General features: G+C 71.3%; 21 protein-coding genes and 4 pseudogenes. 13 read left to right on the top strand and 12 right to left on the bottom strand.

Annotation, left to right across the window (positions count from 1 at the left end; genetic code table 11):
• Nucleotides 1–2 precede the first annotated feature (2 nt).
• From B4K29_RS03455 to B4K29_RS03475, 5 genes and pseudogenes are all read right to left on the bottom strand, one after another.
• Nucleotides 3–548 (bottom strand): hypothetical protein, encoded by a 546-nt coding sequence (locus tag B4K29_RS03455; protein WP_286966385.1) that lies wholly within the window; start codon nucleotides 546–548, stop codon nucleotides 3–5.
• 77 nt (nucleotides 549–625) lie between these two features.
• Nucleotides 626–1,051 (bottom strand): hypothetical protein, encoded by a 426-nt coding sequence (locus tag B4K29_RS03460; RefSeq protein WP_286966386.1) that lies wholly within the window; start codon nucleotides 1,049–1,051, stop codon nucleotides 626–628.
• Nucleotides 1,048–2,472, bottom strand: a pseudogene (locus tag B4K29_RS03465) (MFS transporter). The gene B4K29_RS03460 and the pseudogene B4K29_RS03465 overlap by 4 nt, the downstream one beginning before the upstream one ends.
• A 120-nt stretch (nucleotides 2,473–2,592) precedes the next feature.
• On the bottom strand, nucleotides 2,593–2,931 hold the full coding sequence (locus B4K29_RS03470) for an ArsR/SmtB family transcription factor (RefSeq protein WP_019286243.1): 339 nt from the start codon (nucleotides 2,929–2,931) through the stop codon (nucleotides 2,593–2,595).
• The gene (locus B4K29_RS03475) at nucleotides 2,928–3,380 is read right to left on the bottom strand and encodes an SRPBCC domain-containing protein (protein ID WP_239265415.1); all 453 of its coding nucleotides are present in this window, start codon (nucleotides 3,378–3,380) and stop codon (nucleotides 2,928–2,930) included. The genes B4K29_RS03470 and B4K29_RS03475 overlap by 4 nt, the downstream gene beginning before the upstream one ends.
• A gap of 140 nt (nucleotides 3,381–3,520) precedes the next feature.
• Here B4K29_RS03475 and B4K29_RS03480 point away from each other — a divergent pair, with 140 nt between their 5' ends.
• Nucleotides 3,521–4,192, top strand: coding sequence for an endonuclease (locus B4K29_RS03480; protein WP_286966388.1), 672 nt, complete (start codon nucleotides 3,521–3,523; stop codon nucleotides 4,190–4,192).
• Between the two features lie 235 nt (nucleotides 4,193–4,427).
• Here the strand turns inward: B4K29_RS03480 and B4K29_RS03485 are convergent.
• Together B4K29_RS03485 and B4K29_RS03490 are read right to left on the bottom strand one after the other, a co-directional pair.
• Nucleotides 4,428–6,126: pseudogene (locus B4K29_RS03485) on the bottom strand (amidohydrolase).
• Between the two features lie 24 nt (nucleotides 6,127–6,150).
• Nucleotides 6,151–6,723, bottom strand: coding sequence for a TetR/AcrR family transcriptional regulator (locus B4K29_RS03490; RefSeq protein WP_286966390.1), 573 nt, complete (start codon nucleotides 6,721–6,723; stop codon nucleotides 6,151–6,153).
• Between the two features lie 203 nt (nucleotides 6,724–6,926).
• Between B4K29_RS03490 and B4K29_RS18400 the strand changes: the two are divergent.
• The 8 genes and pseudogenes from B4K29_RS18400 to B4K29_RS03530 form a co-directional block, all read left to right on the top strand.
• A pseudogene (locus B4K29_RS18400) lies at nucleotides 6,927–7,127 on the top strand (peptidase dimerization domain-containing protein); the annotation flags it as partial.
• Between the two features lie 115 nt (nucleotides 7,128–7,242).
• On the top strand, nucleotides 7,243–7,578 hold the full coding sequence (locus B4K29_RS03495; RefSeq protein ID WP_286961137.1) for a M20/M25/M40 family metallo-hydrolase: 336 nt from the start codon (nucleotides 7,243–7,245) through the stop codon (nucleotides 7,576–7,578).
• A gap of 30 nt (nucleotides 7,579–7,608) precedes the next feature.
• Complete coding sequence (locus B4K29_RS03500) at nucleotides 7,609–8,937, top strand: MFS transporter (RefSeq protein ID WP_286966391.1); 1,329 nt, start codon at nucleotides 7,609–7,611, stop codon at nucleotides 8,935–8,937.
• 68 nt (nucleotides 8,938–9,005) lie between these two features.
• Complete coding sequence (gene rocD / locus B4K29_RS03505; protein WP_239265407.1) at nucleotides 9,006–10,208, top strand: ornithine--oxo-acid transaminase; 1,203 nt, start codon at nucleotides 9,006–9,008, stop codon at nucleotides 10,206–10,208.
• Nucleotides 10,209–11,069: 861 nt separating this feature from the next.
• Entirely contained in the window at nucleotides 11,070–11,300 is a 231-nt protein-coding gene (locus tag B4K29_RS03510) for a hypothetical protein (RefSeq protein ID WP_286957751.1), read from the top strand.
• Nucleotides 11,301–11,326: 26 nt separating this feature from the next.
• A complete protein-coding gene (locus B4K29_RS03515; RefSeq protein WP_286966392.1) occupies nucleotides 11,327–11,509 on the top strand; it encodes a hypothetical protein in 183 nt (60 codons plus the stop codon).
• Between the two features lie 140 nt (nucleotides 11,510–11,649).
• Nucleotides 11,650–12,270: pseudogene (locus B4K29_RS03525) on the top strand (MBL fold metallo-hydrolase).
• A gap of 27 nt (nucleotides 12,271–12,297) precedes the next feature.
• On the top strand, nucleotides 12,298–12,789 hold the full coding sequence (locus B4K29_RS03530) for a beta-class carbonic anhydrase (RefSeq protein WP_286966396.1): 492 nt from the start codon (nucleotides 12,298–12,300) through the stop codon (nucleotides 12,787–12,789).
• A gap of 96 nt (nucleotides 12,790–12,885) precedes the next feature.
• Here B4K29_RS03530 and B4K29_RS03535 read toward each other — a convergent pair whose 3' ends face one another.
• Nucleotides 12,886–13,137 carry a hypothetical protein gene (locus tag B4K29_RS03535; RefSeq protein WP_029210290.1) on the bottom strand — a complete coding sequence of 84 codons (252 nt, stop codon included), beginning with the start codon at nucleotides 13,135–13,137 and terminating at the stop codon, nucleotides 12,886–12,888.
• An 89-nt stretch (nucleotides 13,138–13,226) separates the two neighbouring features.
• Entirely contained in the window at nucleotides 13,227–13,379 is a 153-nt protein-coding gene (locus tag B4K29_RS03540) for a hypothetical protein (RefSeq protein WP_019286257.1), read from the bottom strand.
• 141 nt (nucleotides 13,380–13,520) lie between these two features.
• Between B4K29_RS03540 and B4K29_RS03545 the strand changes: the two genes are divergently transcribed.
• The 3 genes from B4K29_RS03545 (at nucleotide 13,521) to B4K29_RS03555 (ending at nucleotide 18,388) form a co-directional block, all read left to right on the top strand.
• A complete protein-coding gene (locus B4K29_RS03545; protein WP_286966397.1) occupies nucleotides 13,521–14,459 on the top strand; it encodes an NAD-dependent epimerase/dehydratase family protein in 939 nt (312 codons plus the stop codon).
• 1,199 nt (nucleotides 14,460–15,658) lie between these two features.
• The gene (locus tag B4K29_RS03550) at nucleotides 15,659–16,870 is read left to right on the top strand and encodes an LCP family protein (RefSeq protein ID WP_286966399.1); all 1,212 of its coding nucleotides are present in this window, start codon (nucleotides 15,659–15,661) and stop codon (nucleotides 16,868–16,870) included.
• Between the two features lie 96 nt (nucleotides 16,871–16,966).
• Entirely contained in the window at nucleotides 16,967–18,388 is a 1,422-nt protein-coding gene (locus B4K29_RS03555; protein ID WP_286966400.1) for a polysaccharide biosynthesis tyrosine autokinase, read from the top strand.
• Here B4K29_RS03555 and B4K29_RS03560 read toward each other — a convergent pair.
• On the bottom strand, nucleotides 18,385–18,990 hold the full coding sequence (locus B4K29_RS03560) for a hypothetical protein (RefSeq protein ID WP_239264004.1): 606 nt from the start codon (nucleotides 18,988–18,990) through the stop codon (nucleotides 18,385–18,387). The genes B4K29_RS03555 and B4K29_RS03560 overlap by 4 nt on opposite strands.
• Nucleotides 18,991–19,170: 180 nt before the next feature.
• Between B4K29_RS03560 and B4K29_RS03565 the strand changes: the two genes are divergently transcribed.
• Entirely contained in the window at nucleotides 19,171–21,012 is a 1,842-nt protein-coding gene (locus B4K29_RS03565) for a polysaccharide biosynthesis protein (protein WP_286966401.1), read from the top strand.
• Here B4K29_RS03565 and B4K29_RS03570 read toward each other — a convergent pair.
• Nucleotides 21,009–21,617 (bottom strand): sugar transferase, encoded by a 609-nt coding sequence (locus B4K29_RS03570; protein WP_286966402.1) that lies wholly within the window; start codon nucleotides 21,615–21,617, stop codon nucleotides 21,009–21,011. The two genes, B4K29_RS03565 and B4K29_RS03570, sit on opposite strands and share 4 nt — an antisense overlap.
• Nucleotides 21,608–22,759: a DegT/DnrJ/EryC1/StrS family aminotransferase gene (locus tag B4K29_RS03575; protein WP_286966403.1), complete on the bottom strand. Its 1,152-nt coding sequence runs from the start codon at nucleotides 22,757–22,759 to the stop codon at nucleotides 21,608–21,610. Before B4K29_RS03575 ends, B4K29_RS03570 begins: the two co-directional genes overlap by 10 nt.
• Between the last annotated feature and the right edge of the window lie 43 nt (nucleotides 22,760–22,802).

Here is a 22,802-nt window from a genome sequence, read left to right on the forward strand (position 1 = left end):
CGTCATGGCAGCACGCGGCGCCATACCTGGTGATCCCCGTCCTCGTCCTCCCAGGTGACCACGAGGGTGGGCGTCCCGGCCCGCCAGTCCCCGACCGCGACGAAGGTCGCGCTCTCGCCCTGGCCGAGCACGTCCAGCGCCTCCGGCGCCTCGAAGGTCGACGTCTCCTCGCCACGCAGGCGCACGTGGCGGGCGGTGTCACCGAGGTTGGTGAGCGTCGCTCGGCCTCCGGGGTCGCGGTCCAGCGTCCAGCGGGCACCACGCGGGCGAGGGGCGCCCCCGAGGACCGCTCGGCGCCTGGGCCCTGGCTGCGCGCCCCCGACCCCGAGGCGCTCCTGATGGTGCAGGTAGGTCTCGAAGAGGCGCGCCAGGCGTTCCTGCGCGAGGGCGGAGCGTTCGGCGGAGTCGGCCGACCGTTCGGCGCGCTCCTCCGCTCGAGCGGCGGCGAGGGACGCCGCCTTGGCCGAGCGGCGGCTCAGCAGCCACCCGAGCAGCGACCCGAGGAGGGCCAGGCTGCCGAAGAGGTCACCCCACGTGAACTCGCCCATCCCTCAACTGTAGTCACGACCCCCTCGCCCGCCACCGGGCCTGAGGACCTGGCGGCGGTGCACGCGTCGGCGACGCCTCACAGCGCCCAGGTCCCGAACCGTCCGTAGGCCACGAAGGCCGCCGCGGCGATCGCGACCACGACGGCGACGCCCCGGCGGTGGTCGCTGCCGAGGTCGCGGACGTCGGTGGCCCACAGGAGCAGCGCGATGACGCCGCAGGCGGACAGCGGCACGAGCAGGGTGGCGGTGCGCAGCAGGCCGGGGACCATCAGGCCGACGGCGGCGACCAGCTGGAGGGCACCGACGTTGCGGTAGGCACCGTGGGAGAGATACCGAGCGCCCAGGCTGCCCGAGGCAGCACCCGCGGCACCGCCCGACCTACCGCCCGACGCACGGGCGAGCGCTGCATAGGCGACGGGCGAGCTGCCGAGCCTTCGGTGACCGTCGACGACCAGACCGGTCGAGAGGAACGAGGTGATGATCCACAGGCTGATGTTGTTCATGACAGTCCTTCGGTCGAGACGTGCACGTAGGGGTCGGCGGGCTGGGCCGGGGCAGACGGGCCGTTCGTGGTGAGCGTGCGGGGTCGCAGCCCGTGCCAGACCAGGCCGGCGCCGAGCACGACGACGGCGGCGTCGATGACGAGCGCCAGCCGCAGGCCCGACTGCGAGGTCGCCTGGGTGGCGGCGAGGGAGCCGAGGATCGGGATGCCCACCGTGATCGCCACCTGCTGGGTCATGGAGGTGAGGCCGGTGGCCAGGCCCTGCTGGTCGTCGGGAAGCCCGGAGGTGCCGGCGACGGTGTAGGCGACGATCGCCGTCACGTGCCCGAAGAAGCCCACGAGGAGCGCGGGGACGATGACGAGGAGGGCCGTGCGGTCCGTTCCGACGAAGGCCAGGGGCAGGGTGGCGACCCCCTGCACGACTATCCCGGTGACGAGGACGCGACGGGTGCCGAACGCGCCGAGGAAGCGGCCGGCGAGGATGCCGGCGCTCACCGCGGCCAGTCCCGGTATGCCGAAGACCAGGCCCGTGATGACCGGGGACAGCCCGATCGACTGCTGGACGTAGATCGTCATGAGGAAGATCGCGGCCGTCTCCATGGAGAAGATGACCAGCCCGGCGCCGTTGCCCCACCGCACGGTGGGCCGGCGCAGGATCCGCAGCGGCACGAGCGGGGCGGTGGCGCGCAGCTCGACGACGACGAACGCCGCGAGCAGCAGGATGCCGGCCAGGCCCCAGCGCCAGTCCTGCTCGATGATCGCGTAGACGCCGGCGAGCAGCCCGCCGGTGACGGTCAGCGCGCCGGGCACGTCCAGCACCGGGCGGTGCGGCACCCGAGACGCGGCCACGAGACCGGGCGTGAGGACGAGGATGGCGAGCGCCACGGGCAGGTTGATGAGGAACGCCGCGCGCCAGCTGATCAGGCTCACCAGCGCACCCCCGACCAGGGCGCCGACGGTGAAGCCGCCGGAGAGGATGGCGCCGTTGAAGCCGAGCACGCGGTCGCGGGCCGAGCCCTCGTCGAACTCGGTGGTGAGCAGCGACAACGCTGCGGGGGTGGACATGGCGGCGGCGAGCCCCTAGAGCACGCGGGCCGTGAGCAGGACCTCCGGGGTGGTCGCGAGGCCACCGAGGGCGGAGGCGCAGATCAGCAGGACCATGCCGCCGAGGAACACCCGGCGTCGGCCGAGCAGGTCTGCGAGCCGGCCGAAGAGCAGGGTGAAGCCGGCGGCCGGGAGGGCGTAGGCGGCGGCGATCCAGGGCAGGTCGGCGTTGCTCAGACCGACGCCGGCGCCGATCTCGGGCAGGGCCACGTTGAGGATGGAGAAGTCGAGCGCGAGCAGGAATCCCGCGCCCAGCAGGACGAGCAGGACGAGCGACTGGCGGCGGGTGAAGGCGTGCGGGCGTGCTGGGGCAGACATGGGGCGTCCTAGGGCAGGAGTGGGTGGCCCACGCGAGTTGGGGGCGGGTCCGGCCCGAGGGTCGGCGAAGGCGCCGGACGACCCATGAGGGATCGCCGGGTGCGGAAGGGTGCAGAGGGCCTAGCGGGCCTCGGCCTGCTCCTTGAGCCTGGCCAGGCGCGTGTCCCAGTCGGAGGCGAGGGCCGCGAGCCGGCTGGCGGTGGCGTCGAGCGTCTCGGGGCGTACGGAGTAGCGCACCTCTCGGCCGACGCGCCGACCGGTCACCAGGCCGGCCTGGTCGAGGACGGTGAGGTGCTTGACCACGGCCTGGCGGGTCACGGAGACCTGCGCGGCGAGGGTGGTCGCGGTGGCCTCGCCGAGCGAGCCCACCAGGTCGAGCAGTCGGCGGCGGGTGGGGTCGGCCAGCGCGACGAGCACGCTGTCCGCCCCACCGTCGTCGAGCGGTGCCTGCTCGGTCACGCGGCGGCCTTCTCGACGCGCGAGCGGAAGCCGTCCAGGACCTCGATCCAGCCGTCGGCATTCTGCTGCTGGGCCTGGTCGATCTGCTCGGTGGCGCCGGCGAGCGAGCCGAAGCCGCTCTCGACGACGCGCAGCCGGGTCCCGTCCCCCTCGGGGGTCAGCGTGAACTCCACGAGGGTGCTGTTGTCGTCGCGGAGCTCCACGCCCGGGAAGGCGCTGGCCCAGCGATAGGCGAGGTAGGACGTGGGGTCGACCTTCTCGACGCGCACGGGGAACTCGCCGTACGCGCTGTTCTTGGCGAGGACGGAACGTCCCTCCTCGGCAACCTCGTCGGTCAGCGAGCCCTCGTCGGCGACCCACCAGCCGGGCTGGGCGACCATGGCCCAGACACGGTCCTGCGGTGCGGCGATGAGGGTCTCGCGCTCGATGCGGTCAGTGGTGATGGTCATCACTCTTTCGTGTCGGTGAATGATGTGCAACTCCAGCATTGCACTTGCCTCATCGATGCGCAACCCCCAAGTTGCGTATGGCGCAACCGCCCGCACCTCGGCCCTGCATGGACGAACCCCGCCCGGGGTAGGCGACCCGCATGACCAAGGGCAGAAGCACGCAGGCGAAGACCGCATGTCGGCTGCTCGAGCGGCACGGGACCACCTTTGCCTCGGACGCGGGAATCTCCTTGCAGGACAAGCCCGCTCCCCTGTGGCAGCTGCTTGTTCTGAGCCTCCTGCTGTCGACGCGCATCCGCTCCGACATCGCGGTCGCCACGGCGCGCGAGCTGTTCGCCGAGGGGTGGCGGACCGCGGAGCACCTGCGCGAGAGCACCTGGCAGCACCGCGTGAACGTCCTCGGACGCGGGGGCTATCGCCGGTATGACGAGAGCACCGCCACCCGGCTCGACGACGCCGCCGCGCTGCTGCTCGACCGGTGGGGTGGTGACCTGCGCCGGCTGCGCGACGAGGCCGACGGCGACCCGCGCCGCATCGCGAAGTCCCTGCAGACCTTCGACGGGATCGGCCCGGCGGGCGCATCCATCTTCCTGCGCGAGGTGCAGGCGGTGTGGCCCCAGGTGCGCCCCTACCTCGACAGGCTGGCCCTCGAGGGCGCCCGCGCGGCGGGGCTGCCCGACGACCCCGAGCAGCTCTCGAGCCTGGTCGACGGCGACGACCTCGCCCACCTCGCCGCCGCCCTGGTCCGCGTCGCCCGCGACCCCGCCCTCCTCGACCACCACAACGACGACGGCAACGACAACGACGCCTGACCCCCACGCCGACCGGTCAGTTCCCGACACCCCACCCCCGCCGACCGGTCAGTTCCCGACGCACGAGGCCGTCGGGAACTGACCAGTCGGTGGAGCCTGGATGACAGCCGGGTCGTCACACTTGCCCCATAGGACACGAACGGGGCCATGGGACACCAGGCGTCGTATGTGGCAAGCCAAGCCATTGGTCATGCCCCCATGCCGGCTGCCCACGCCGACTGCTCATGCGGCGGCGTCAGCGGGCGTCGTGGACCACGCGGCCCGCGACCACGGTGGCCGCGACGCGCATGTCCCGCAGCCGTGCGGCCGCCTGGACGCCACCACCACCGGACACCAGCGGGTCGGCGTCGAGCAGCACGACGTCCCCGCGCGACCCGACGCCGATCGTGCCCTGCCCGTCGGTGCTCGCGCCCAGCGCTTCGGCCGGGGTGATGGCCTGCTCGGGGTGCCAGGCGGAGCGTTCGTCGGCGCTGCGGTGGACCGCCGCCGCCATCGCCAGCCAGGGGTCCAGCGGCGAGACCGGCGCGTCCGACCCCATCCGCAGCACCACCCCCGCGTCGATGAACGACCGCAGCACGAAGCACCGCTCGGACCGGTCGCCCCAGCACACGTCGGTGACGTCGCGGTCGTCGAGCAGGTGGGCCGGCTGCACGCTGGCGCGCACCCCGAGGCTCCACGGCCGCGTCGCCGATGGCGTGCAGCGCGATCTCGAGCCCGGCGCCGTGGGCGGTCGACAGCAGCGAGGTGAGCCGGTCGAGCGGGAAGTTGACCTTGCCGCGCGGGAACTCGAGCGACCCGGCGTCGACGTACGGCTCGCAGCAGTAGGCCGTGCGCGTGTTGAGCGAGCCGTCCGAGATGATCTTGAGCGGGCCCATCGTGACCAGCCCCGCGGCGAGGTCCTGACCGGTCCGCAGCCCCGCCTCGAGGACCGCGTCCAGCAGCTCGGGATAGACGGCGGGCCGCACCCGCAGCGTGTCCAGCCCGGCCGCGACCCGCTCGGGCCAGCGCGCGTAGCCCGCCCCGAACTCGAAGTCCACGATCCCCACGACGCCGCGGGCGTTCGCGTCGGCGACGAGGTCGGCGACCGCCCCCTCGACATCGTCGTCCCCGGTCAGCTCCGACAACCTCCCGAACACCGGGAACCAGTCGTCCTCGTCCAGCGCGTGCTGGGTCGCGGGGGCGCCGAGTCGTTGCAGCGCAAGGGAGTTCAGCCAGCCGTTGTGCCCGTCGCCGCTGACGATGACCACGGGGTGCTCGCCGCTGACCGCGTCGAGCTCGGCGACGGTGGCGGGCCGGGACCAGGTCGCGCTGCGGTGCCCCCACGCCGACACCACCGAGGTGCGGTCGGCGTCGGACCGCTCGTCCAGCGACCGCACGTGCTCGGCCACGCGGGCCGTGACCTCCTCGGGCCCGGCCGTCCCCGACACGTCGAGCCGGCGGGCCATCAGCCCGGCCTGCGCCGAGTGGACGTGCTGGTCCCACAGGCCGGGGATCGCCCAGCGGCCCTCACCCTCGAGCACCGGGGACCCGTCGTCCGCGAGCCCCGGCCCGACCTGCGTGACGACGCCGTCGACGACACGCACGTCGACGGGTTCGGACCCCGCGTGCGCGGCAACGGTCTGGCCTGAGTCGAGCTCGCCTGCGGCAGAGGCCGTATGACGCCCGCCCAGCTCGGGCGGGGTCACCGGGACGAGGCGTACGTTGCGGACGAGCAGGGACGACACGAGGTCCACCTCCAGGGCGCGGCGTTGCGGCGGGACGGTCCGCCTCAGCCATCTAACCGGTCCGTGCAGCGGGCGGGCCAGTCGCGGGAGCGGTCCTGACCGATCCAGAGTGGTCACAGATACGACATCAAGGACACCCTGGCGTCGGATGTGTGACCACTCTGCGCCGGCCGTCAGACGGGGAGTCGTTCGCCCGGGCCGCGGGTGCACGACCGGCGGAGGGCGCGACCTGCGTCACCTCAGGTGGCCGCGGCCCCCCTGGTCGAGGATGAGGTCGGCCGCGTGGTTGATGACCTCCAGGCGCGTGCGCCGGGGGTGGTCCGCGGCGAGGAAGTGGCTGCCGATGGCGACGCAGTAGGCCAGCAGCGCGCGCGCCTCGACCTCGTCGGGGTCGTCGCAGAACGTCGAGATGGCGTCGCGCGACAGCTGGATGCGCCGGTTGTCGACCCGGCGCAGGCGCTCGGCGACCTCCGGGTCCCGGCGCGCCCAGGTGCGGATGGCCAGGTCGACGGGCAGCAGCCGGTCGTTGGAGAAGGTCAGCCGGCCCGCGGTCCGCACCTGGTCGAGCAGGTCGCCACCCTCGGCCTGCACGCGATCGATCACCTCGTCGACCGCCTCGCGCTCCCACGTGTCCAGCATCTCGGTCAGCAGCGCCTGCCGGTCCTGGAAGTAGCCGTAGAAGCCGCCCTTGGTGACCCCGAGCCGCTTGGCCAGGACCTCCACGCGCACCGCGTCCACGCCTCCGTCGGCCAGGACGCGCAGCCCTTCGTCGATCCACTTCTCTCGCGGGGTTCGCAGGGCACCCATCTCGTATGACGCTCCTCGGTCAGCTGTGCGTGCGGGGCACGACGGGCCCGGCGGGACATGTGCGGCATCGTATAACCCCGGCGGGGCCGATGGCCGCGTGCCGCGCCCTGGACGCCGCGGGTCGTCGCGCCGACGCGGCCTACGCGATCCACGCCTTCGCGGCGACCGTGCCCGGCGGCCACGTCGTGAGCCGGCGCGGCGCCATGCTGGCCGCCGCCGACGGCTTCGAGGTCGTCGTGGAGGGGCGAGGCGGTCACGGCTCCGCGCCGCAGCACGCGCTCGACCCCGTGCCCGTGGCCTGCGAGATCGTCATGGCCCTGCAGACGATGACCACGCGCCGCTTCGACGTCTTCGACCCCGTCGTCGTGACCGTCGGCAGCCTCCGGGCCGGCGACGCCCCAACGTCATCCCCGAGGACGCCCGCCTGGTCGCCAGCGTCCGCTCCTGGTCCACCGAGCCCGCGCCCGCTTCCGCGAGCTCGCCGGGCAGCTCGCCCGGGGCATCGCGCAGGCCCACGGCATGACCGCCCACGTGTCCTACCTCGACGGCTACCCGGTCACCCACACGTCCGCCGACGAGACCGACTTCGCCGGCACCGTCGTCGCGGACGTGCTCGGCGAGGACACGTTCTCCCTTCTCCCACAACCGTTCTCGGCCTCCGAGGACTTCTCCCGGGCCCTGCAGTCCGTCCCGGGCACCTTCCTGGGACTCGGCGCCACCCCTGCCGGCCTGAACCCCGCGAGCGCGCCGTTCAACCACAGCGCCCACGCCGCGTACGACGACGACGTCCTGCCGCTGGGCGCCGCCATACACACCGAGCTGGCCATCCGCCGGCTGGCCACGCTCCCCTCCTGAGCCTCTTCACCTCACCCATCGAGGAATCCCATGTCCGCCACCTCCCTGCCCCTCGGCGCCTCCCCCTCGCGCCGCCCCGCGAGCGCCCGCCCCACGTCCACCCGTCGCACCCTCGTCGGCACGGGCATCGGCAAGGCGATCGAGTGGTTCGACTGGAGCATTCACTCCAGCTTCGCGCCGTTCTTCGCCGCCAGCTTCTTCGTGTCGACCGACCCGGTCTCGGCGTTCCTGTCGACCCTCGCGGTGTTCGCCGTCGGCTTCGTCGCGCGCCCCCTCGGCGGGCTCCTGTTCGGCCGGGTCTCGGACCGGCTGGGCCGCAAGCGCGCCCTGGCGATGACGATGGCCCTCGGCGCGTTCGCCAGCCTGATCATCGCGATCGCCCCGTCCTACGCGATGGTCGGCGTCTTCGCCTCGGTGCTGCTGTTCGTCGCCCGCGTCCTGCAGGGCCTGGCGCACGGCGGCGAGCAGCCGGCCGCGCAGGCCTACCTCGCGGAGGCCGCCCCGCCGGAGCGTCGCGGCCTGTGGTCGACCCTGATCTACTTCTCCGGCACCATCGGCGCGAACGTCGGGCTGGTCCTGGCCGCCGTCCTGTCCGCCACGCTCGGCCGCGCCGACATGACCGCGTGGGGCTGGCGCATCGCCTTCGTCATCGGCGCCCTCGGCGGGCTGTTCGCGCTCTACATGCGCTCGCGGATGAGCGAGACCGAGGAGTTCACGCGCACCGAGCCCACCATCGCGCAGGACCGCCCCAGCCTGGCCCACGAGATGTGGGTGCACCGCCGCTCGGCGTTCCAGGTGATCGGTATGACGGTCGGCCCGACCGTCTCGTACTACCTCTGGGTCGTGGCCGCTGCGGGCTACTCGATCGCGGTCCTCAAGGCCGACCCCACGCAGACGCTGATCGCGAGCGTGGCCGCCAACACGCTGTTCCTCCTGTGGCTGCCGCTGTGGGGCATCCTGTCCGACCGGATCGGCCGCAAGCCCGTCATGATCATCGGCATCGTCGGCCTGATCGCCCTGTGCGTCCCCCTGTCGGCGATGATCGACGGCACCCCGATCAAGCTGTTCCTCGCGATGACGATCGCCCAGGTCTTCGTCGCCGCGCCGTGCGCGAACTCGCCGGCGATCATGTGCGAGATCTTCCCCACCCGCATCCGCACGATCGGCGTCGCGCTCCCGCTGTCGGTGGCCATTGCTATCTTCGGTGGGACGAGCCTCTACCTGCAGACCTACCTCACCCGGGCCTACGGTCCCCAGGCCTTCTCCTACTACGTCATCGCGCTGCTGCTCGTGAGCGCAGCCACCGTCCTCACGCTCCCCGAGACCCGCGGACGCGTGCTCACCGACGAGACGGCCTGATCCGGCCGTCCCCGCCCCAGGTCGGGCCGGCGCGCCAGCGCCTCCGGCATACAGCAAGGAGCCCCAGCATGAGCACCACCAACCAGCAGATCCGTCTCGTCGAGACCTATGCCGCGCACAACTATCACCCGCTCGAGATCGTCCTCACCGAGGGCGAGGGCGCGTGGGTGACCGACGTGGACGGCCGGCGCTACCTGGACGCGCTGGCGGGCTACTCCGCGCTCAACTTCGGCCACCGCCACCCGCGGCTCGTGGCCCGGGCGCACCAGCAGCTGGACCAGCTCACCCTGACCAGCCGGGCGTTCCACAGCGACCAGCTCGGGCCGTTCGCCCGCGACCTCGCCACGCTCACCGGCAAGGACATGATCCTGCCGATGAACACCGGAGCCGAGGCCGTCGAGACCGCCGTCAAGGTGGCCCGGCGCTGGGGCTACGACGTCAAGGGCATCCCGGCCGACCAGGCCAACATCGTCACCATGGAGGGCAACTTCCACGGCCGCACGACCACGGTGGTGTCCTTCTCCACCGACGACATCGCGCGGCGGAGCTATGGCCCCTACACCCCCGGCTTCCGGGTGGTGCCGTATGGCGACCTCGAGGCCCTGGACCAGGCGATCGACGAGCACACGGCCGCGGTCCTGCTCGAGCCGATCCAGGGCGAGGGCGGGGTGCTGATCCCGCCGGCGGGGTTCCTGCCGGGCGTGCGTGACCTGTGCACCCGCCACGAGGTGCTGATGATGGCGGACGAGGTGCAGTCCGGCCTCGCGCGCACCGGGCGGACGTTCGCGTGCGACCACGAGGACGTCGTGCCCGACATCTACGTCATGGGCAAGGCGCTCGGCGGCGGCCTGCTGCCCGTGTCGGCGATCGCGGCGGACCACTACGTGATGGACGTGATCACGCCCGGCTCGCACGGCTCGACCTTCGGCGGCAACCCGCTCGCCGCGGCCGTGGGCCACGAGGTCGTGCAGATGCTCCTCACCGACGAGTGGAACGACCGCGCCCGCGTCCTCGGCGACTACATGACGCCCCGGCTCGAGGCGCTGCGCGAGCACGGCGTCCTGGAGGTGCGGGTGCGCGGCGCGTGGGCCGGCCTCGACATCGACCCGCACCTGATGACGGGCTACGAGCTGTGCCACCGCATGGCTGGCCACGGCGTCCTCGCCAAGGACGCGCACGACTCGACCATCCGCCTCGCTCCCCCGCTGGTCGCGACCACGGACGACATCGACGTGATGGTCGACGCGATCGAGAAGTCCCTCCGCGCCTGACCCACGCCGCGCGGCCGGCGCCGCCGGTCGCCGGTCGCTGGTCGCTGGTCGCTCACGCGGACGCCGGTCGAGAGGGCACAGATCGCTCTCCTGACCGGCGTTTCGCTGCCACTCTTGCCCTCTCACCCCGCGCACCTGCTCCCCGGCGTGTCCGCGCGCACCTCGAGGGGACGCAGCTGTCGCGTAGCACGGCGTGTCGCGGACGTTTGCGTCCCCTCGCCGCCCACCTCGGCGGCCGCGCGTGCGCTTCGTGCTGGCCCGACGCACCTTTGACGCGGCCCAGCGCTGCCAACCCTCGCCCCGGAGGCCACGCTCACGTGGCGTTGCGGGAACTCACCGTCCGGAGCCGCAGGGAAACCTGTCGCGCTCGCTGATCGTCAGGAGCCAGGACGCCGCCCGTCAACCCTCCTGACGCCGTCACGGCCGCACGCTCCAGGCGATGACCTCATTGCTCGGCCGCACTTGCCCCATAGGACAACTGGCCTGTCATGAGACAGCACGTGTCGTATGTGGCAAGTCCCGCCCTCTAGACCTGCCGCACCCCGGCCGCCCCCCGGCCGCAACTCCAGCACCCGCTCACGCACCCTTGCCACCCGTCAGCGGGCGCCTCCCCTGCCCGTCACGCCGACTGCTTCATCGAGAATCCTTGGCGCGCAAGGCATCCCACGCTTGGACGGCCCCCGCGACGACCACCAACACCCTCACGCGTCGCTCATGGGCCCACCCCTGCCACGCCCCTGCAGGACCGGCTCATGACGGACGACCGCGAGCGTCGGGCCCGGGCCAGACGTCAACCAGGATTGACGACATACGGACGTCAACGTAGATTGACGCCAGGTCGCCGCGAGGAACGGACACGAGATGGGTGAGCAGCCGATGAGTGCACTGGTGAGCCAGGCCGGCGACGACGACCCGCTGCGTGCGCTGGCCGCCGTCGCCGAGCTGCACCGCGAGATCAACCGCACCGAGGCGGTGGTCGTGCGCCGGGCGAGGACCAAGGGTGCGTCCTGGGCGCAGATCGCCGGCGTGCTGGGCGTGAGCAGGCAGGCGGTGCACAAGAAGTACGGCGGGACGCGGTTCGGCAAGGGCTGACGCGCCCGTCGACGCATACTGCGGAGATGGGGAACGTCCTGCACAAGCTGATGACCTATCTCGGCTTCACGATGCCGCCGTCGGGACCCGGCTACCGCTGGTCCGGCAGCTGGGCGGTTCGCTACCAGGTGTGCGATCGCTGCGGTGCTCGAGTCGGCGCCGCCGAGGAGTCCCAGCACGACGCCTGGCACGCCCAGCTCGGCCGCTGACGGGCGCTGACGGGCGCTGACCGGGCGCGCAAGCGCTCCCCACTGCCGATCGGCCGGATGGCGCCTAGGCTCGATGGATGGCTACCTCCCTGCAGCCCGTGGCGGACGGGGTGCACCTCGGCTCCCTCGCCCCGCTCAGCATGTTCAACTCCGTGGTCCTCGACGGACCCGACGGTGACATCGTCATCGACTCCGGCCCCGCGTGGTCGGGCAAGCGCCTGGCGCGGCTGCTGCGGGGTCGCGACGTCGGCCGTCACGTCGTCACGCACGCCCACGGCGACCACGTCGGCTCGAGCGCCTAGCTGTGCAACCACACCGGCGCGCCGCTCGCGATGAGCGCGATCGAGGCCGACGACTTCGAGCGCGGGAGCATCGCCTATCACGCCGGGCTGTCCGGGCGACTGATCGTGCCCCGTATGACGCGCCAACGGCACCACGTCGACCAGCGCCTCACGGAGGGCGACCAGGTGGGCAGCTTCACCGTCCTGCCGCAGCCCGGCCACAGCCCCGGCCTGCTGGCCTTCTGGCGCGAGTCCGACCGGGTCCTCATCGTCGGGGACGGGCCGACCAACATCTCCAACGACCCCACCTCCCCCCGCTGGATGAAGCTGCCGGTCAGCTGGCACCACGACCCCGCCGGAGCCGTCGAGTCCCGCCGCCACCTCGCCGAGCTCGAGCCCGAGCTGATCGTCTCCACGCACGGCCGCCCGGTGCGGGGCGTGGACCGCTGGCTCGAGGGCGTCCGCAACCACGCTCACTGACCCACCGCCTCGAGGAACGGAACCCCCATGACCGTCACCGACCAGCTGCTCACCAACAACGAGACCTACGCGCAGGGCTTCGAGGGCCCGCTCCCCCTGCCGCCGTCCAAGCACCTGGCGGTGGTGGCATGCATGGACGCCCGCCTCGACGTGTCCCGCGTCCTCGGCATCGGTGAGGGCGAGGCGCACGTCATACGCAACGCCGGAGGCGTCGTCACCGAGGACGTCCTGCGATCCCTGGCGATCAGCCAGCGCCTGCTGGGCACGCGCGAGATCGTCCTGGTGCACCACACGGACTGCGGGATGCTGACGTTCACCGACCAGGCCTTCCGCGACGACCTGGAGCAGGAGACGGGGACGCGGCCGGGCTGGGAGTCCGCGGCGTTCACCGACCTCGACGCCGACGTCCGCTCCTCGATCGCCCGGATCGTCGCCGATCCCTATGTGCCGCACACGGACTCGATCCGCGGCTTCGTCTTCGACGTGGCGACCGGTCGCCTGCGCGAGGTCGGCGCCTGATCGAGAGGCAGAGCCCGTATGCCGCCCGCCCCCCCCTCGCCGCGAGAGGACGAGAAGTGCTCCTCCGAGCGGCGTGTCGCAGCTGTCTGCGTCCCCTCAGGAGTCCTTGGGGCGGTTGTGCCGCTCGCGGAACCGACGCTCGCTCTCCCCGTTGAAGTCGGGGTCGTCACGCAGGATCTGACGGAACAGCTGGACGAAGAGGTAGAGGGACCACAGCCCCAGGGCGACCTTCAGCACCAGCCCGAGCGTCTCGAGGTCACCGCCTCGTGGGAACGCCAAGGTCACGACGACGAAGAGCGTGCCGACACCTATGGGGCCTGCCACCGGGGGCCAGGAGGGCTTGTCCATGGGGCCAGGCTAAGCCGCCCCGCCCAGGGCCGGTGTCGCGCGAGAACCCCCGGCCCGCGGCGGGTCGGGGGTTCTCGCAGGCAGCGGGGTCAGATGGACGGGTCGTCCGTCGCCTCGCGGTCGGAGTGAGGGACGTTGCTCTCGTCCACGTAGGCCTCGTGCTCGCCGCCCTCCTGGGGCCGCGCGCCCTCGTTGTCCCCCTCCTTGGGGATCTCGAACGCTGCATCGGTGGGAACGCTCATGGTCAGTCCTTTCGCCTGCGGGATCGGAGACTTCAGTCTGCTACGGAATGACGGCGCGCAGGGGCTGCGTTGTCGCCCACGTCTCCGAGACCGCCGCAGCAGCGGTGCGTCCCGACCCGCACGACAGACATCACGACAGACATGGGGTTCCTGATGCAGACCGTCCTCGGCGCGAACGGCCAGATCGCCGTGGAGCTGACCCGCGAGCTCTACCGCAGCCACACGCACGACATACGGCTGGTCAGTCGTCATCCGCAAAAGGTGCACGACTCCGACGAGCTGGTGGCCGCCGACCTGACCGACGCCGAGGCCACGTCGCGTGCCGTCGCGGGGAGCGAGATCGCTTATCTGACCGTGGGTTTGCCGCTGGACTCGCAGCTGTGGGAGGAGCAGTTCCCCACGATGATGCGCAACGTCATCGACGCGTGCGTCGAGCACGTCACCACGCTCGTCTACTTCGACAACACCTACATGTATCCGGGCAGCACGGCCCCGCAGACCGAGTCGACCCCGTTCGCGCCGAACGGCCGCAAGGGACGGGTGCGCGCCGAGATGACCTCGCTGCTGCTGCGGGAGATGGGGGCGGGCCGGATCGACGCCGTCATCTGCCGGGCGCCGGAGTTCTACGGCCCGGGCCGGACCAGCAGCTACACCAACACGCTGGTGCTCGACCGGATCAAGGCGGGCAAGCGGCCGCTCGTGCCCGTCAACGCGGACGCCGTGCGGTCGCTGATCTGGACGCCTGACGCCAGCCGCGCGATGGCGCTCATCGGCAACACCCCCGATGCCTACGGGCGGACCTGGCACCTGCCCGTCGACCCGCACCGCCTGACCTACCGCCAGCTCATCGCGGTCGCGTCGGAGGTGACCGGCCGGCGCATCCCGTTCACCGTCCTGCCCGTCGCGGCGTTCCGGCTCGGCAGCCTCGTCTCCCAGCCCCTCAAGGAGATGAGCGAGCTGCTGCCCCGCTACCGGGGGGACAACGTCTTCGACTCCTCGGAGTTCACCCGCCGCTTCCCCGACTTCGCCGTCACGAGCTACCGCGACGGCATCGCCCAGGTCCTCGGCGAGAGCCGCTAGAGCCGGCCGGTCAACAGCCCGGCCGTCCGTCACCAGCTGGTTGCCGGGCATCGGATTGCCATTGCCACTCACCGGACTTCGGCCGTATGCCGACGCCGCCGCAGCCGTTCCCATGCAGACCAGGCGCCGTCAGGGGCGCTGCCAGCGCAGTCTCCCGTCCTTGGCCACCCGGCACACCAAGGTCCGGCCCTTCTCGCTGATGCCGATCGAGCCTGCACCGGAGCAGAACGACCCGCCGTGCACCGTGACTGCCCCGGGGGGTGGACCCGCCGGCTCAACGGGGGCTACCGGCGCCTGGGTAGCGGGGGCCTGGGGTGAACGGGTAGGAGTTGCGAGCCGAACTGGCGCTGGGGTTGTGGTTCGGGCTGGGGCGGGTGTGGGCGGGCGCGTCTTCGCCGGTTTCGGCGCCGGGGTTGTGGTGCGGTCTGCCACGGGCGTGGGCGGGCGCGTGGTCGTCGGCTTCGGTGCGAGCGTGCTGGTCGGTCGAGTCGTGGCCGTGTCGGTCTGAGGCGTCATGGAAGGCGTGGCCCGTGCCGAGGACTGGGTCGGGGTCGCCGCCAGCGCGAGAGGAGAGGTCGAGCTGCTCGGGTCCGTCGGCGCAGTCCCAGCCGTGGTGGAGATGGCGCCGAGGCACGATCCAGCCACGAACAGGGTGATCAAGGACAAGCACCCGCAGCCTGCGAAGCGCTTGCCTTTGCTTTTTGCACCATAAGCGCCCGGCGGGCCAAGAGTGGGCCTCCCAGACGTTGCGTCGAGCCAGAACCGATGTCCTTTGGGGGCAGCCGGCCACGAAGGATCTGGGGCCCAGCCAGCGGGTGGCACCCACCCCTGAGGGGCAGCGGGCCACCCTGCAGGAGGGTTGAACCTGCTGGGTCCACGACTGATCCCTGACACGGTTAGTCCCCTCACGTCGGCGCAGCGTCTAAACATCCAGAGGGATGCCGCCGCGATTACTGCAGGCGGGTGACGGGCGCACTGTTGATGACGACCCGCTTACACCTGGCGCTCCTCAGACGGTACTGGGGTTTCTCCGTGACCGACGCGAATCGCCAGAACACCTTCGAGATGCACGGCGCGGCCGCAGCCTGCGCAGACCGAGCCCGCTGGCACGCCCCACCGCAACAGAAGCCCGACGCTACGGACTGTGCTTGCGAGTTGCTTTGTGTTACATCACTCCCCCAGGCAACTACTCTGTTCGTATGCCGGTCCCTCCCTCTCCCACCGAGCGCGACATCGAGGCGCCCGACGCGGGCCCTGACGGTCACGCCGAGTCCCGACGTCGACGCCGGTGGCTCAAGCCCCTAGCGTGGGCGCTCGCCGCCGTCCTCGTGCTGTGCGCCGCCGCGGTCGGCGGCTATGCCTGGCACCTGCGCCGGACCGTGTCCGACAACGTGCAGCGCGCGCCCCTGCTGCCCGACGCGCCGGCCGAGCACCGGATCGTCCCGCAGGACGACAAGGGCAACCTGGTCGACAGCAGCGGCAAGGTCGTGACGGACCAGCAGGGCAAGCCGGTCGACGCCGGGGCCGCGCACGTCGATGCGAAGGGCCAGATCGTCGACCAGCAGGGCAAGCCCATCCTGTCCGGCGGCAAGCCCATCCTCGGCACCGCCTCGGAGGAGGTCGCGCAGCCAAAGAAGGTGGGAACGTCGAAGAACTCGCTCAACTACCTGGTGCTGGGCAGCGACTCGCGCGGCTCCGACCAGGGTCGCTCCGACGTCATCGTCGTCGCCCACGTGTCCGACGACCGCAAGCGCGTCGACCTCGTCCACTTCCCCCGCGACCTCTACGTCACCATCCCGGGGCGCGGCAAGAACAAGATCAATGCGGCCTACCAGTACGGCGGCGCGCCGCTGCTGGTGCAGACGATCCAGCCCCTGATCGGGGTGCCGATCGACCACGTCGCCACCATCGACTTCAACGGCTTCACGTCGATGACCGACGCGATCGGCGGCGTCGACGTGCCGACCGACGCGGGCGTCCGCCACGTCAACGGGACGCAGGGTCTGGCCTGGGTGCGCGAGCGCTACGGCCTCGACCAGGGCGACATCAGCCGGGGCAAGCGGCAGATGGCGTTCATCCGCGCCGTCCTGACCAAGGGACTGTCCCGCGACGTCCTGCTCAACCCGCGCGAGTTCTCGAGCTATCTCGACGCCGGCACGCGCAACATGACCGTGGACAGCGGCTTCACGGTGGACGAGATGCAAAAGGTCGCGCTCAGCATGCGCAACGTGCGCGGCGGCGACATCCACACGACGACGGCGCCGTGGGTCGCGGCCGAGCCGGGCCCCAACAACATGTCGATCGTCGTCATGAGCCGCAGCCAGATGGCCACGCTGGCCGAGCACCTGCGCACCGACTCGATGGCGACGTATGTCGACAACGTGTCTCCCAAGCAGGGTTTTGGCGGGTAGGTCCTACCTCGCCCCCGTTTCACCCGATAGCATCACGCTCAGTATTCAGACATGCGCCGACCGTAAGGTCCGCGCCCGGGAGAAGAGAGACTCCTCGTGGACCTGCAGGACTACCTCCGCGTCGTGCGGAAGCGTTGGCGCATCATCGTCGCGGTCACCTGCCTCGCAGTGCTGGCCGCTGCCGCCCTGACGATCCTCACGCCCCGGACCTACCAGTCCACGGCCCAGCTCTTCATCTCCACGGCCAACAGCGAGACGACCGCCGAGTTGGCCCAAGGCAGCACCTTCACGCAGAAGCAGATGAAGACCTATGCCGACGTGATCACGTCACCCAAGGTGCTGGACCCCGTCCACGACGCGTTGGGCGTCGACCGCTCGGCCAGCCTGGCACGCTCCGTCACGGCCACCACGCCCCCCGACACCGTGCTCCTCAACGTCTCCGTCGTCGACCGCGACAAGGCCAAGGCCGCTCAAGTCGCCAACGCCGTGGCCGAGGAGTTCACCTCGACCATCCAGGAGCTGCAGTCGGTCAAGGCCGGCCAGGAGAGCCCCGTCAAGGCCACCGTCGTGCGGCCGGCGGCCGAGGGCTCCGCTCCGGTGGCGCCCCGCCCCGCCCGCAACCTCGCCATGGGTCTGCTGCTGGGCCTGCTGCTGGGCCTCGGCCTCGCCCTGCTCCGGGACCTGCTGGACACGTCCATCAAGGGCGAGCGCGACGTCAAGGAGGTCACCGACGAGACGATCATCGGCGGCATCCACTTCGACCCCGACGCCAAGACACACCCTCTGATCGTGCAGGGCGACCCGCAGAGCACCCGCGCCGAGGCCTTCCGCACGCTGCGCACGAACCTCCAGTTCGTCGACGCAGCCAACCACCCCAAGGTCATGGTCTTCACCTCGTCCCTGCCGGGCGAGGGTAAGTCGACGACCACCGCCAACCTCGCCCTCACCCTGGGTGCGAGCGGCGCCAGCGTCTGCGTCATCGAGGGCGACCTGCGGCGACCGCGGTTGCTGCAGTACATGGGCCTGGAGGGGGGCGTCGGCCTGACCACAGTGCTCATCGGCGACGCTGAGCTGGACGACGTGCTTCAGCCCTTCGGCCACAACGTCCAGGTCCTCGGGGCCGGCCCCATCCCGCCCAACCCGAGCGAGCTGCTCGGCTCGGACCCGATGCGCGCGGTGCTGGACGAGCTCCGTCAGCGCTTCGACTACGTGATCATCGACGCCCCGCCCGTGCTTCCCGTCACGGACGCCGCCGTGGTGTCCCGACTGGCTGACGGCGCCGTGATGGTCGTCGGTGCCGGGGTCATCAAGAAGGAAGACCTCCACCGGGCCCTCGAGAGCCTGGAGACCGTGGGCGCACGCGTCCTCGGTCTGGTGATGAACCGCGTGCCCACCAAGGGCGCGGACGGCTACTCCTACTACGGCGAGCGCTACGCCTATCGCTCGTCCGAGCCGGCCATGCCCGTCGAGCGCACACCGTCGGGGTCCGGCGCCCACCGGGAGTCGACGACGGTCTAGCGGCTCCCCGCGCCGGCACCGGCTCCCGCACCGAGGACGCGCAGCACCTGTGGCAGCGCGTCCTCGACCTGTGTGGACATGGTGTCGAAGACGTCTCGACCCTGACGGAAGGGGTCGACGACGTCGGCCTCCCTCGGCTCCAGCGGCGGACGCAGGCCTCGCTTCGAGGCGATCAGCGAGACCACCTCGTCCAGCCACGCACGGGCCGACGTGCGGCCCGGCAGCTCGTCGTCGGCCACACCCTCCGCGAGCTGAGCGAGGTCGCGCAGGGCGTGGATGCGCGACAGCGCCCGCGGATAGAGGCGGCTGACGGCTCCCCGGTGGTCGCGGGTGGCCACGATGACGAGCTGGGCGTCCGACACCAGCTCGCGGGTGATGGCTCGCGCGCGGAAGTCCTCGCCCGCGCCGCCTGCCACCCCGAGCCGGGACAGCGCGTCGGGCTCCATGGCGGCATCCACCAGGGCCCCCGTCCCGGCGCTGCTGACCTCCACGGCCCCCGGGCCCCAGGCCCGATCCAGCTCGTGCTGCAGCCGCCGCTCGATGTAGGGCGACCGGCAGACATTGCCGGTGCAGACGGTCAGGATCCGGGCAGGCTCGCTCATGAGGCAACCGTATGCCGGAGCGTCCGCACATCGCGCTCTATGACGACATCTGGTTGATACGGCAAAGACAATTCGTGACCAAATCCCCCACAAGGCCGTAGGGACGCCATTCGTCGGTTACTCTGAGCATACGTCAAGCTACCCTGCGTGACTCAGCAGGGACCCCCACAGGAGTGGCCCATGCTCGCCCCCCGGCGACGAGATCGGTTCGTCCGAGTGACCTGGTGCCTCATCGACGCCTCGGTCTGGGTCGTCGCGATCTACGCCGCCACCTGGCTTCGTCATGCCTACGAGCTGGAGCCGACCTTCGTCCGCAACACCGCGATCGTCGCGGGAGCCGCGGCACTGGGCCACGTCGTCGTGTCCTTCGCCACCGGCCCCTATCGCAAGGGGCACGTGCGGGGGTCCTTCGAGGAGGTCCTGGAGGTGGCGGCCACCGTCGCCATCGTGTGCTCCGGCCTCATGGCCTGGGCCATGACGGCCCGGCCCATCGTGGTCCCGCGCACCGTCCCGATCATGGCCGCGCTCATCGCCTCGCTCGCCATGATGGCGACCCGCTTCGTCATCCGGGCGGCACGCCAGCGGCACTGGGCGACCCTGGAGGGCAAGGAGCGGATCCTCGTCTTCGGCGCCGGCAACGGCGGTCGGCTGCTGATCCGCAACCTGCGTCACGACCCGACCTCCCCCTACATCCCGGTCGCCCTGCTCGACGACGACCGCGGCAAGCGACGGAGGTCCTTCGACGGCGTGCGGGTGAGCGGCGGGCGCAAGGACATCGCCAAGGTCGCCGAGAGGTACGACGCGGACAAGATGGTCATCGCCATCCCGAGCGCAGGCACCGACACCATCCGCGAGCTGCGGCAGGCCGCCATGGAGGCAGGGGTCAAGGCCTTGGTCGTCCCCACCATGAGCGCCATGGTGGGCCGCACCCCCACGTCGCACGACATCCGCGACATCAACCTGGAGGACCTCCTGGGTCGACGTCCGATCACGCTGGACCAGTCCAGCATCGCCACCACCCTCGAGAACCGCGTGGTCCTCGTGACCGGCGCCGGGGGCAGCATCGGCAGCGAGCTGTGCCGACAGATCGCCAAGTTCCACCCGGCCAAGCTGGTCATGCTCGACCGCGACGAGTCCGCCCTGCAGTCGGTGCAGCTCGACCTCGACGGCCACGGCCTGCTCCAGAACGACAGCATCGTCCTCGCGGACATCCGGGACCAGGAGGCCATGCAGCGGGTCTTCGGGCAGCAACGTCCCCAGGTCGTCTTCCACGCGGCCGCGCTCAAGCACCTCCCCCTCTTGGAGCGCTATCCCCTCGAGGCGTGGAAGTCCAATGTCCTCGGCACGCTGAACGTCCTTCGCGCAGCCCAGGCCTCCGGTGTCCAGACCTTCGTCAACATCTCGACGGACAAGGCGGCCGACCCCGTCTGCGTGCTCGGCTACAGCAAGCGCATCGCCGAGAGGCTGACGGCCGATGTCGCGGTGGAGTCCGAGGGCCGCTACATGAGCGTGCGATTCGGCAACGTGCTCGGCAGCCGTGGCTCGGTCATCCCTGCCTTCGCACGCCAAATCACGCGAGGCGGACCGGTCACCGTGACGCACCCCGACGTGCAGCGCTACTTCATGCTCATCCCCGAGGCCTGCCAGCTCGTCATGCAGGCCGCCACCATGGGTGACCACGGTGAGGTGATGGTGCTGGACATGGGGACCCCGGTGCGCATCAAGGAGATCGCCGAGACCCTCATCGGCATGTCCGGCCGCCACGACGTCGAGATCGTCTACACCGGCCTCCGCCCCGGGGAGAAGATGTCGGAGGACCTCTTCAATGCCTCGGACGAGTCCAGGGCCACGGCGCACTCCCTGGTCACCAGCGTCGACGTGCCACGCCTCGACGGCGCCACGGTCGACGGGATGCCGCTCACCCACGAGCGAGCCGCCGGGTGGATGCGGGGCTGCGCCAGGGAGGGTCAAGGGCCGCTACGCCACCTGCAGGGTGTCACCGAGGTGGTGACGAGCGCCTAGGCGCCGATGACGGCCCGGGCCGTCGCGACGATCAGTCGCATGTCTCCCGCCAGGGAGCGGTCCCGGACGTACTCCGCGTACATCTGCGCCTTGCGAGGGAGGATGACGTCCACGTAGTGCCGGTAAGGGTCTGGTGCAGCCGCCAGCTCGTCCGCCTCGTGGCGGTAGGCGATGCTTGCCGGGTCGGTGATGCCCGGGCGCACCGACAAGATGAGCGGTGCCAGCTCGGCCGGCCAGAGGGCTGCGAACTCCGGCACCTCGGGGCGCGGGCCCACCAGACTCATCTCGCCACGCAGCACGTCGTACAGCTGAGGGAGCTCGTCGAGCTTCGTGCGACGCAGGACGCGACCGACGCGGGTGACCCGGGCGTCACCGCTGCCGCTGACAGCCGGGCCGCCCCCGTCGGGTCGCATGGTGCGGAACTTGTGGATGCGGAAGGGGCGGCCACCGAGGCCGACCCGCTCCTGCGTGAAGAGCACCGGACCGCCGTCCTCGCGACGGACGGCCACGGCCACGGCGAGCACCACCGGCGAGGTGAGCAGGAGGCCAGCGCACGACACCGCGATGTCGAGCAGGCGCTTGCCGTCCGGGGCCGTCACAGGCACGAGCGCACCACCTCGATGACGCGCTCGACCTGCTCGTCCGACATCGACGAGAAGGCAGGGAGGCTCACCACGCGGCTGAACTGGTCCTCGGCCACCGGGAAGTCCTCGGGCCGGGCTGCGCACTGCTCGCGCCAGTAGGGATGCCGGTGCAGCGGGATGAAGTGGACGCTGCAGCCGACGCCCGCCTCCGCCATACGACCGATGAAGGCGTCACGGGGCGCCTCCCCGCCGGGCACGCGGACGATGTAGAGGTGCCAGGCGTGCCCCGACTCCTCCACCGGACCGGCGGGGAGCCCGATCCCCAGGTCGGCGAACGCCGCGTCGTAGCGGGCGGCGATCGAGGCTCGCGCGTCCCTCATCTGATTGGCCCGCGACAGCTGAACGCGCCCCATGGCCGCAGCCGGGTCAGGGAGGTTGTACTTGAACCCCGGCGCGACGACCTCGTAGTGCCAGGACGGCTTGGTGCTCCGGTAGCGGTCGAAGACATCCCGGCTGATGCCGTGCAGTCGCATCGTCCGGATCCGACGCGCCGTGTCGGGGTCCGCGGTGACGACCATCCCGCCCTCGCCCGTCGTGATGGTCTTGGTGGCATAGAAGCTGAACACGACGGCGTGACTCTCGCTGTGACCGACGAGATTGCCGCCCGACATGACCGGGAAGGCGTGGGCGGCGTCCTCGACCACCGTGAGCCCCCTCTCGTCCGCGAGCTCGCGCAAGCCTCGCCGATCTACGGGGAGTCCGGCCATGTGGACGGGCATGATCGCCTTCGTCCGAGAGGTGACGGCCGCGCGGGCCCGGTCGAGGTCGACGTTCAGGGTGAGCGGGTCGATGTCGACCAGCACGGGCTGTGCCCCGAGATACCGCACCACCTCCGCGGTCGACGTGAAGGTCCAGTCGGGGACGAGCACCTCGTCGCCCGGGCCGATGCCGAGCGCCTCCAGCGCCAAGTGCAGCCCGGCCGTGGCGGAGTTGACCGCGACGGCCTCGCGCCCACCGCCGATGAGGTCGGCGAACTCCCGCTCGAAGGCCGCCGCGTTGGGCCCGGTCGTCAACCAACCGGACCGCATGGCGTCGGCAGCGGCCTGCACCTCCTCCTCCCCGATGTCCGGGAGGGCAAAGGGGATGAACGGCACAGTCGACACAATCGCTCCTAAGCGGTCAAGTCACCACGGAAAGTCAACGGCA

The sequence above is a fragment of the Arsenicicoccus sp. UBA6765 genome (assembly GCF_002453335.1).
GTDB classification, from domain to species: Bacteria; Actinomycetota; Actinomycetes; order Actinomycetales; family Dermatophilaceae; genus Arsenicicoccus; species Arsenicicoccus bolidensis.

Coding starts and splice junctions, on each gene's coding strand:
- B4K29_RS03455 (WP_286966385.1), bottom strand. CDS start 548: ATGGGCGAGTTCACGTGGGGTGACCTCTTCGGCAGCCTGGCCCTCCTC.
- B4K29_RS03460 (WP_286966386.1), bottom strand. CDS start 1,051: ATGAACAACATCAGCCTGTGGATCATCACCTCGTTCCTCTCGACCGGT.
- B4K29_RS03475 (WP_239265415.1), bottom strand. CDS start 3,380: ATGACCATCACCACTGACCGCATCGAGCGCGAGACCCTCATCGCCGCA.
- B4K29_RS03480 (WP_286966388.1), top strand. CDS start 3,521: ATGACCAAGGGCAGAAGCACGCAGGCGAAGACCGCATGTCGGCTGCTC.
- B4K29_RS03490 (WP_286966390.1), bottom strand. CDS start 6,723: ATGGGTGCCCTGCGAACCCCGCGAGAGAAGTGGATCGACGAAGGGCTG.
- B4K29_RS03495 (WP_286961137.1), top strand. CDS start 7,243: ATGACCGCCCACGTGTCCTACCTCGACGGCTACCCGGTCACCCACACG.
- B4K29_RS03500 (WP_286966391.1), top strand. CDS start 7,609: ATGTCCGCCACCTCCCTGCCCCTCGGCGCCTCCCCCTCGCGCCGCCCC.
- rocD (WP_239265407.1), top strand. CDS start 9,006: ATGAGCACCACCAACCAGCAGATCCGTCTCGTCGAGACCTATGCCGCG.
- B4K29_RS03510 (WP_286957751.1), top strand. CDS start 11,070: ATGGGTGAGCAGCCGATGAGTGCACTGGTGAGCCAGGCCGGCGACGAC.
- B4K29_RS03515 (WP_286966392.1), top strand. CDS start 11,327: ATGGGGAACGTCCTGCACAAGCTGATGACCTATCTCGGCTTCACGATG.
- B4K29_RS03530 (WP_286966396.1), top strand. CDS start 12,298: ATGACCGTCACCGACCAGCTGCTCACCAACAACGAGACCTACGCGCAG.
- B4K29_RS03535 (WP_029210290.1), bottom strand. CDS start 13,137: ATGGACAAGCCCTCCTGGCCCCCGGTGGCAGGCCCCATAGGTGTCGGC.
- B4K29_RS03540 (WP_019286257.1), bottom strand. CDS start 13,379: ATGAGCGTTCCCACCGATGCAGCGTTCGAGATCCCCAAGGAGGGGGAC.
- B4K29_RS03545 (WP_286966397.1), top strand. CDS start 13,521: ATGGGGTTCCTGATGCAGACCGTCCTCGGCGCGAACGGCCAGATCGCC.
- B4K29_RS03550 (WP_286966399.1), top strand. CDS start 15,659: ATGCCGGTCCCTCCCTCTCCCACCGAGCGCGACATCGAGGCGCCCGAC.
- B4K29_RS03560 (WP_239264004.1), bottom strand. CDS start 18,990: ATGAGCGAGCCTGCCCGGATCCTGACCGTCTGCACCGGCAATGTCTGC.
- B4K29_RS03565 (WP_286966401.1), top strand. CDS start 19,171: ATGCTCGCCCCCCGGCGACGAGATCGGTTCGTCCGAGTGACCTGGTGC.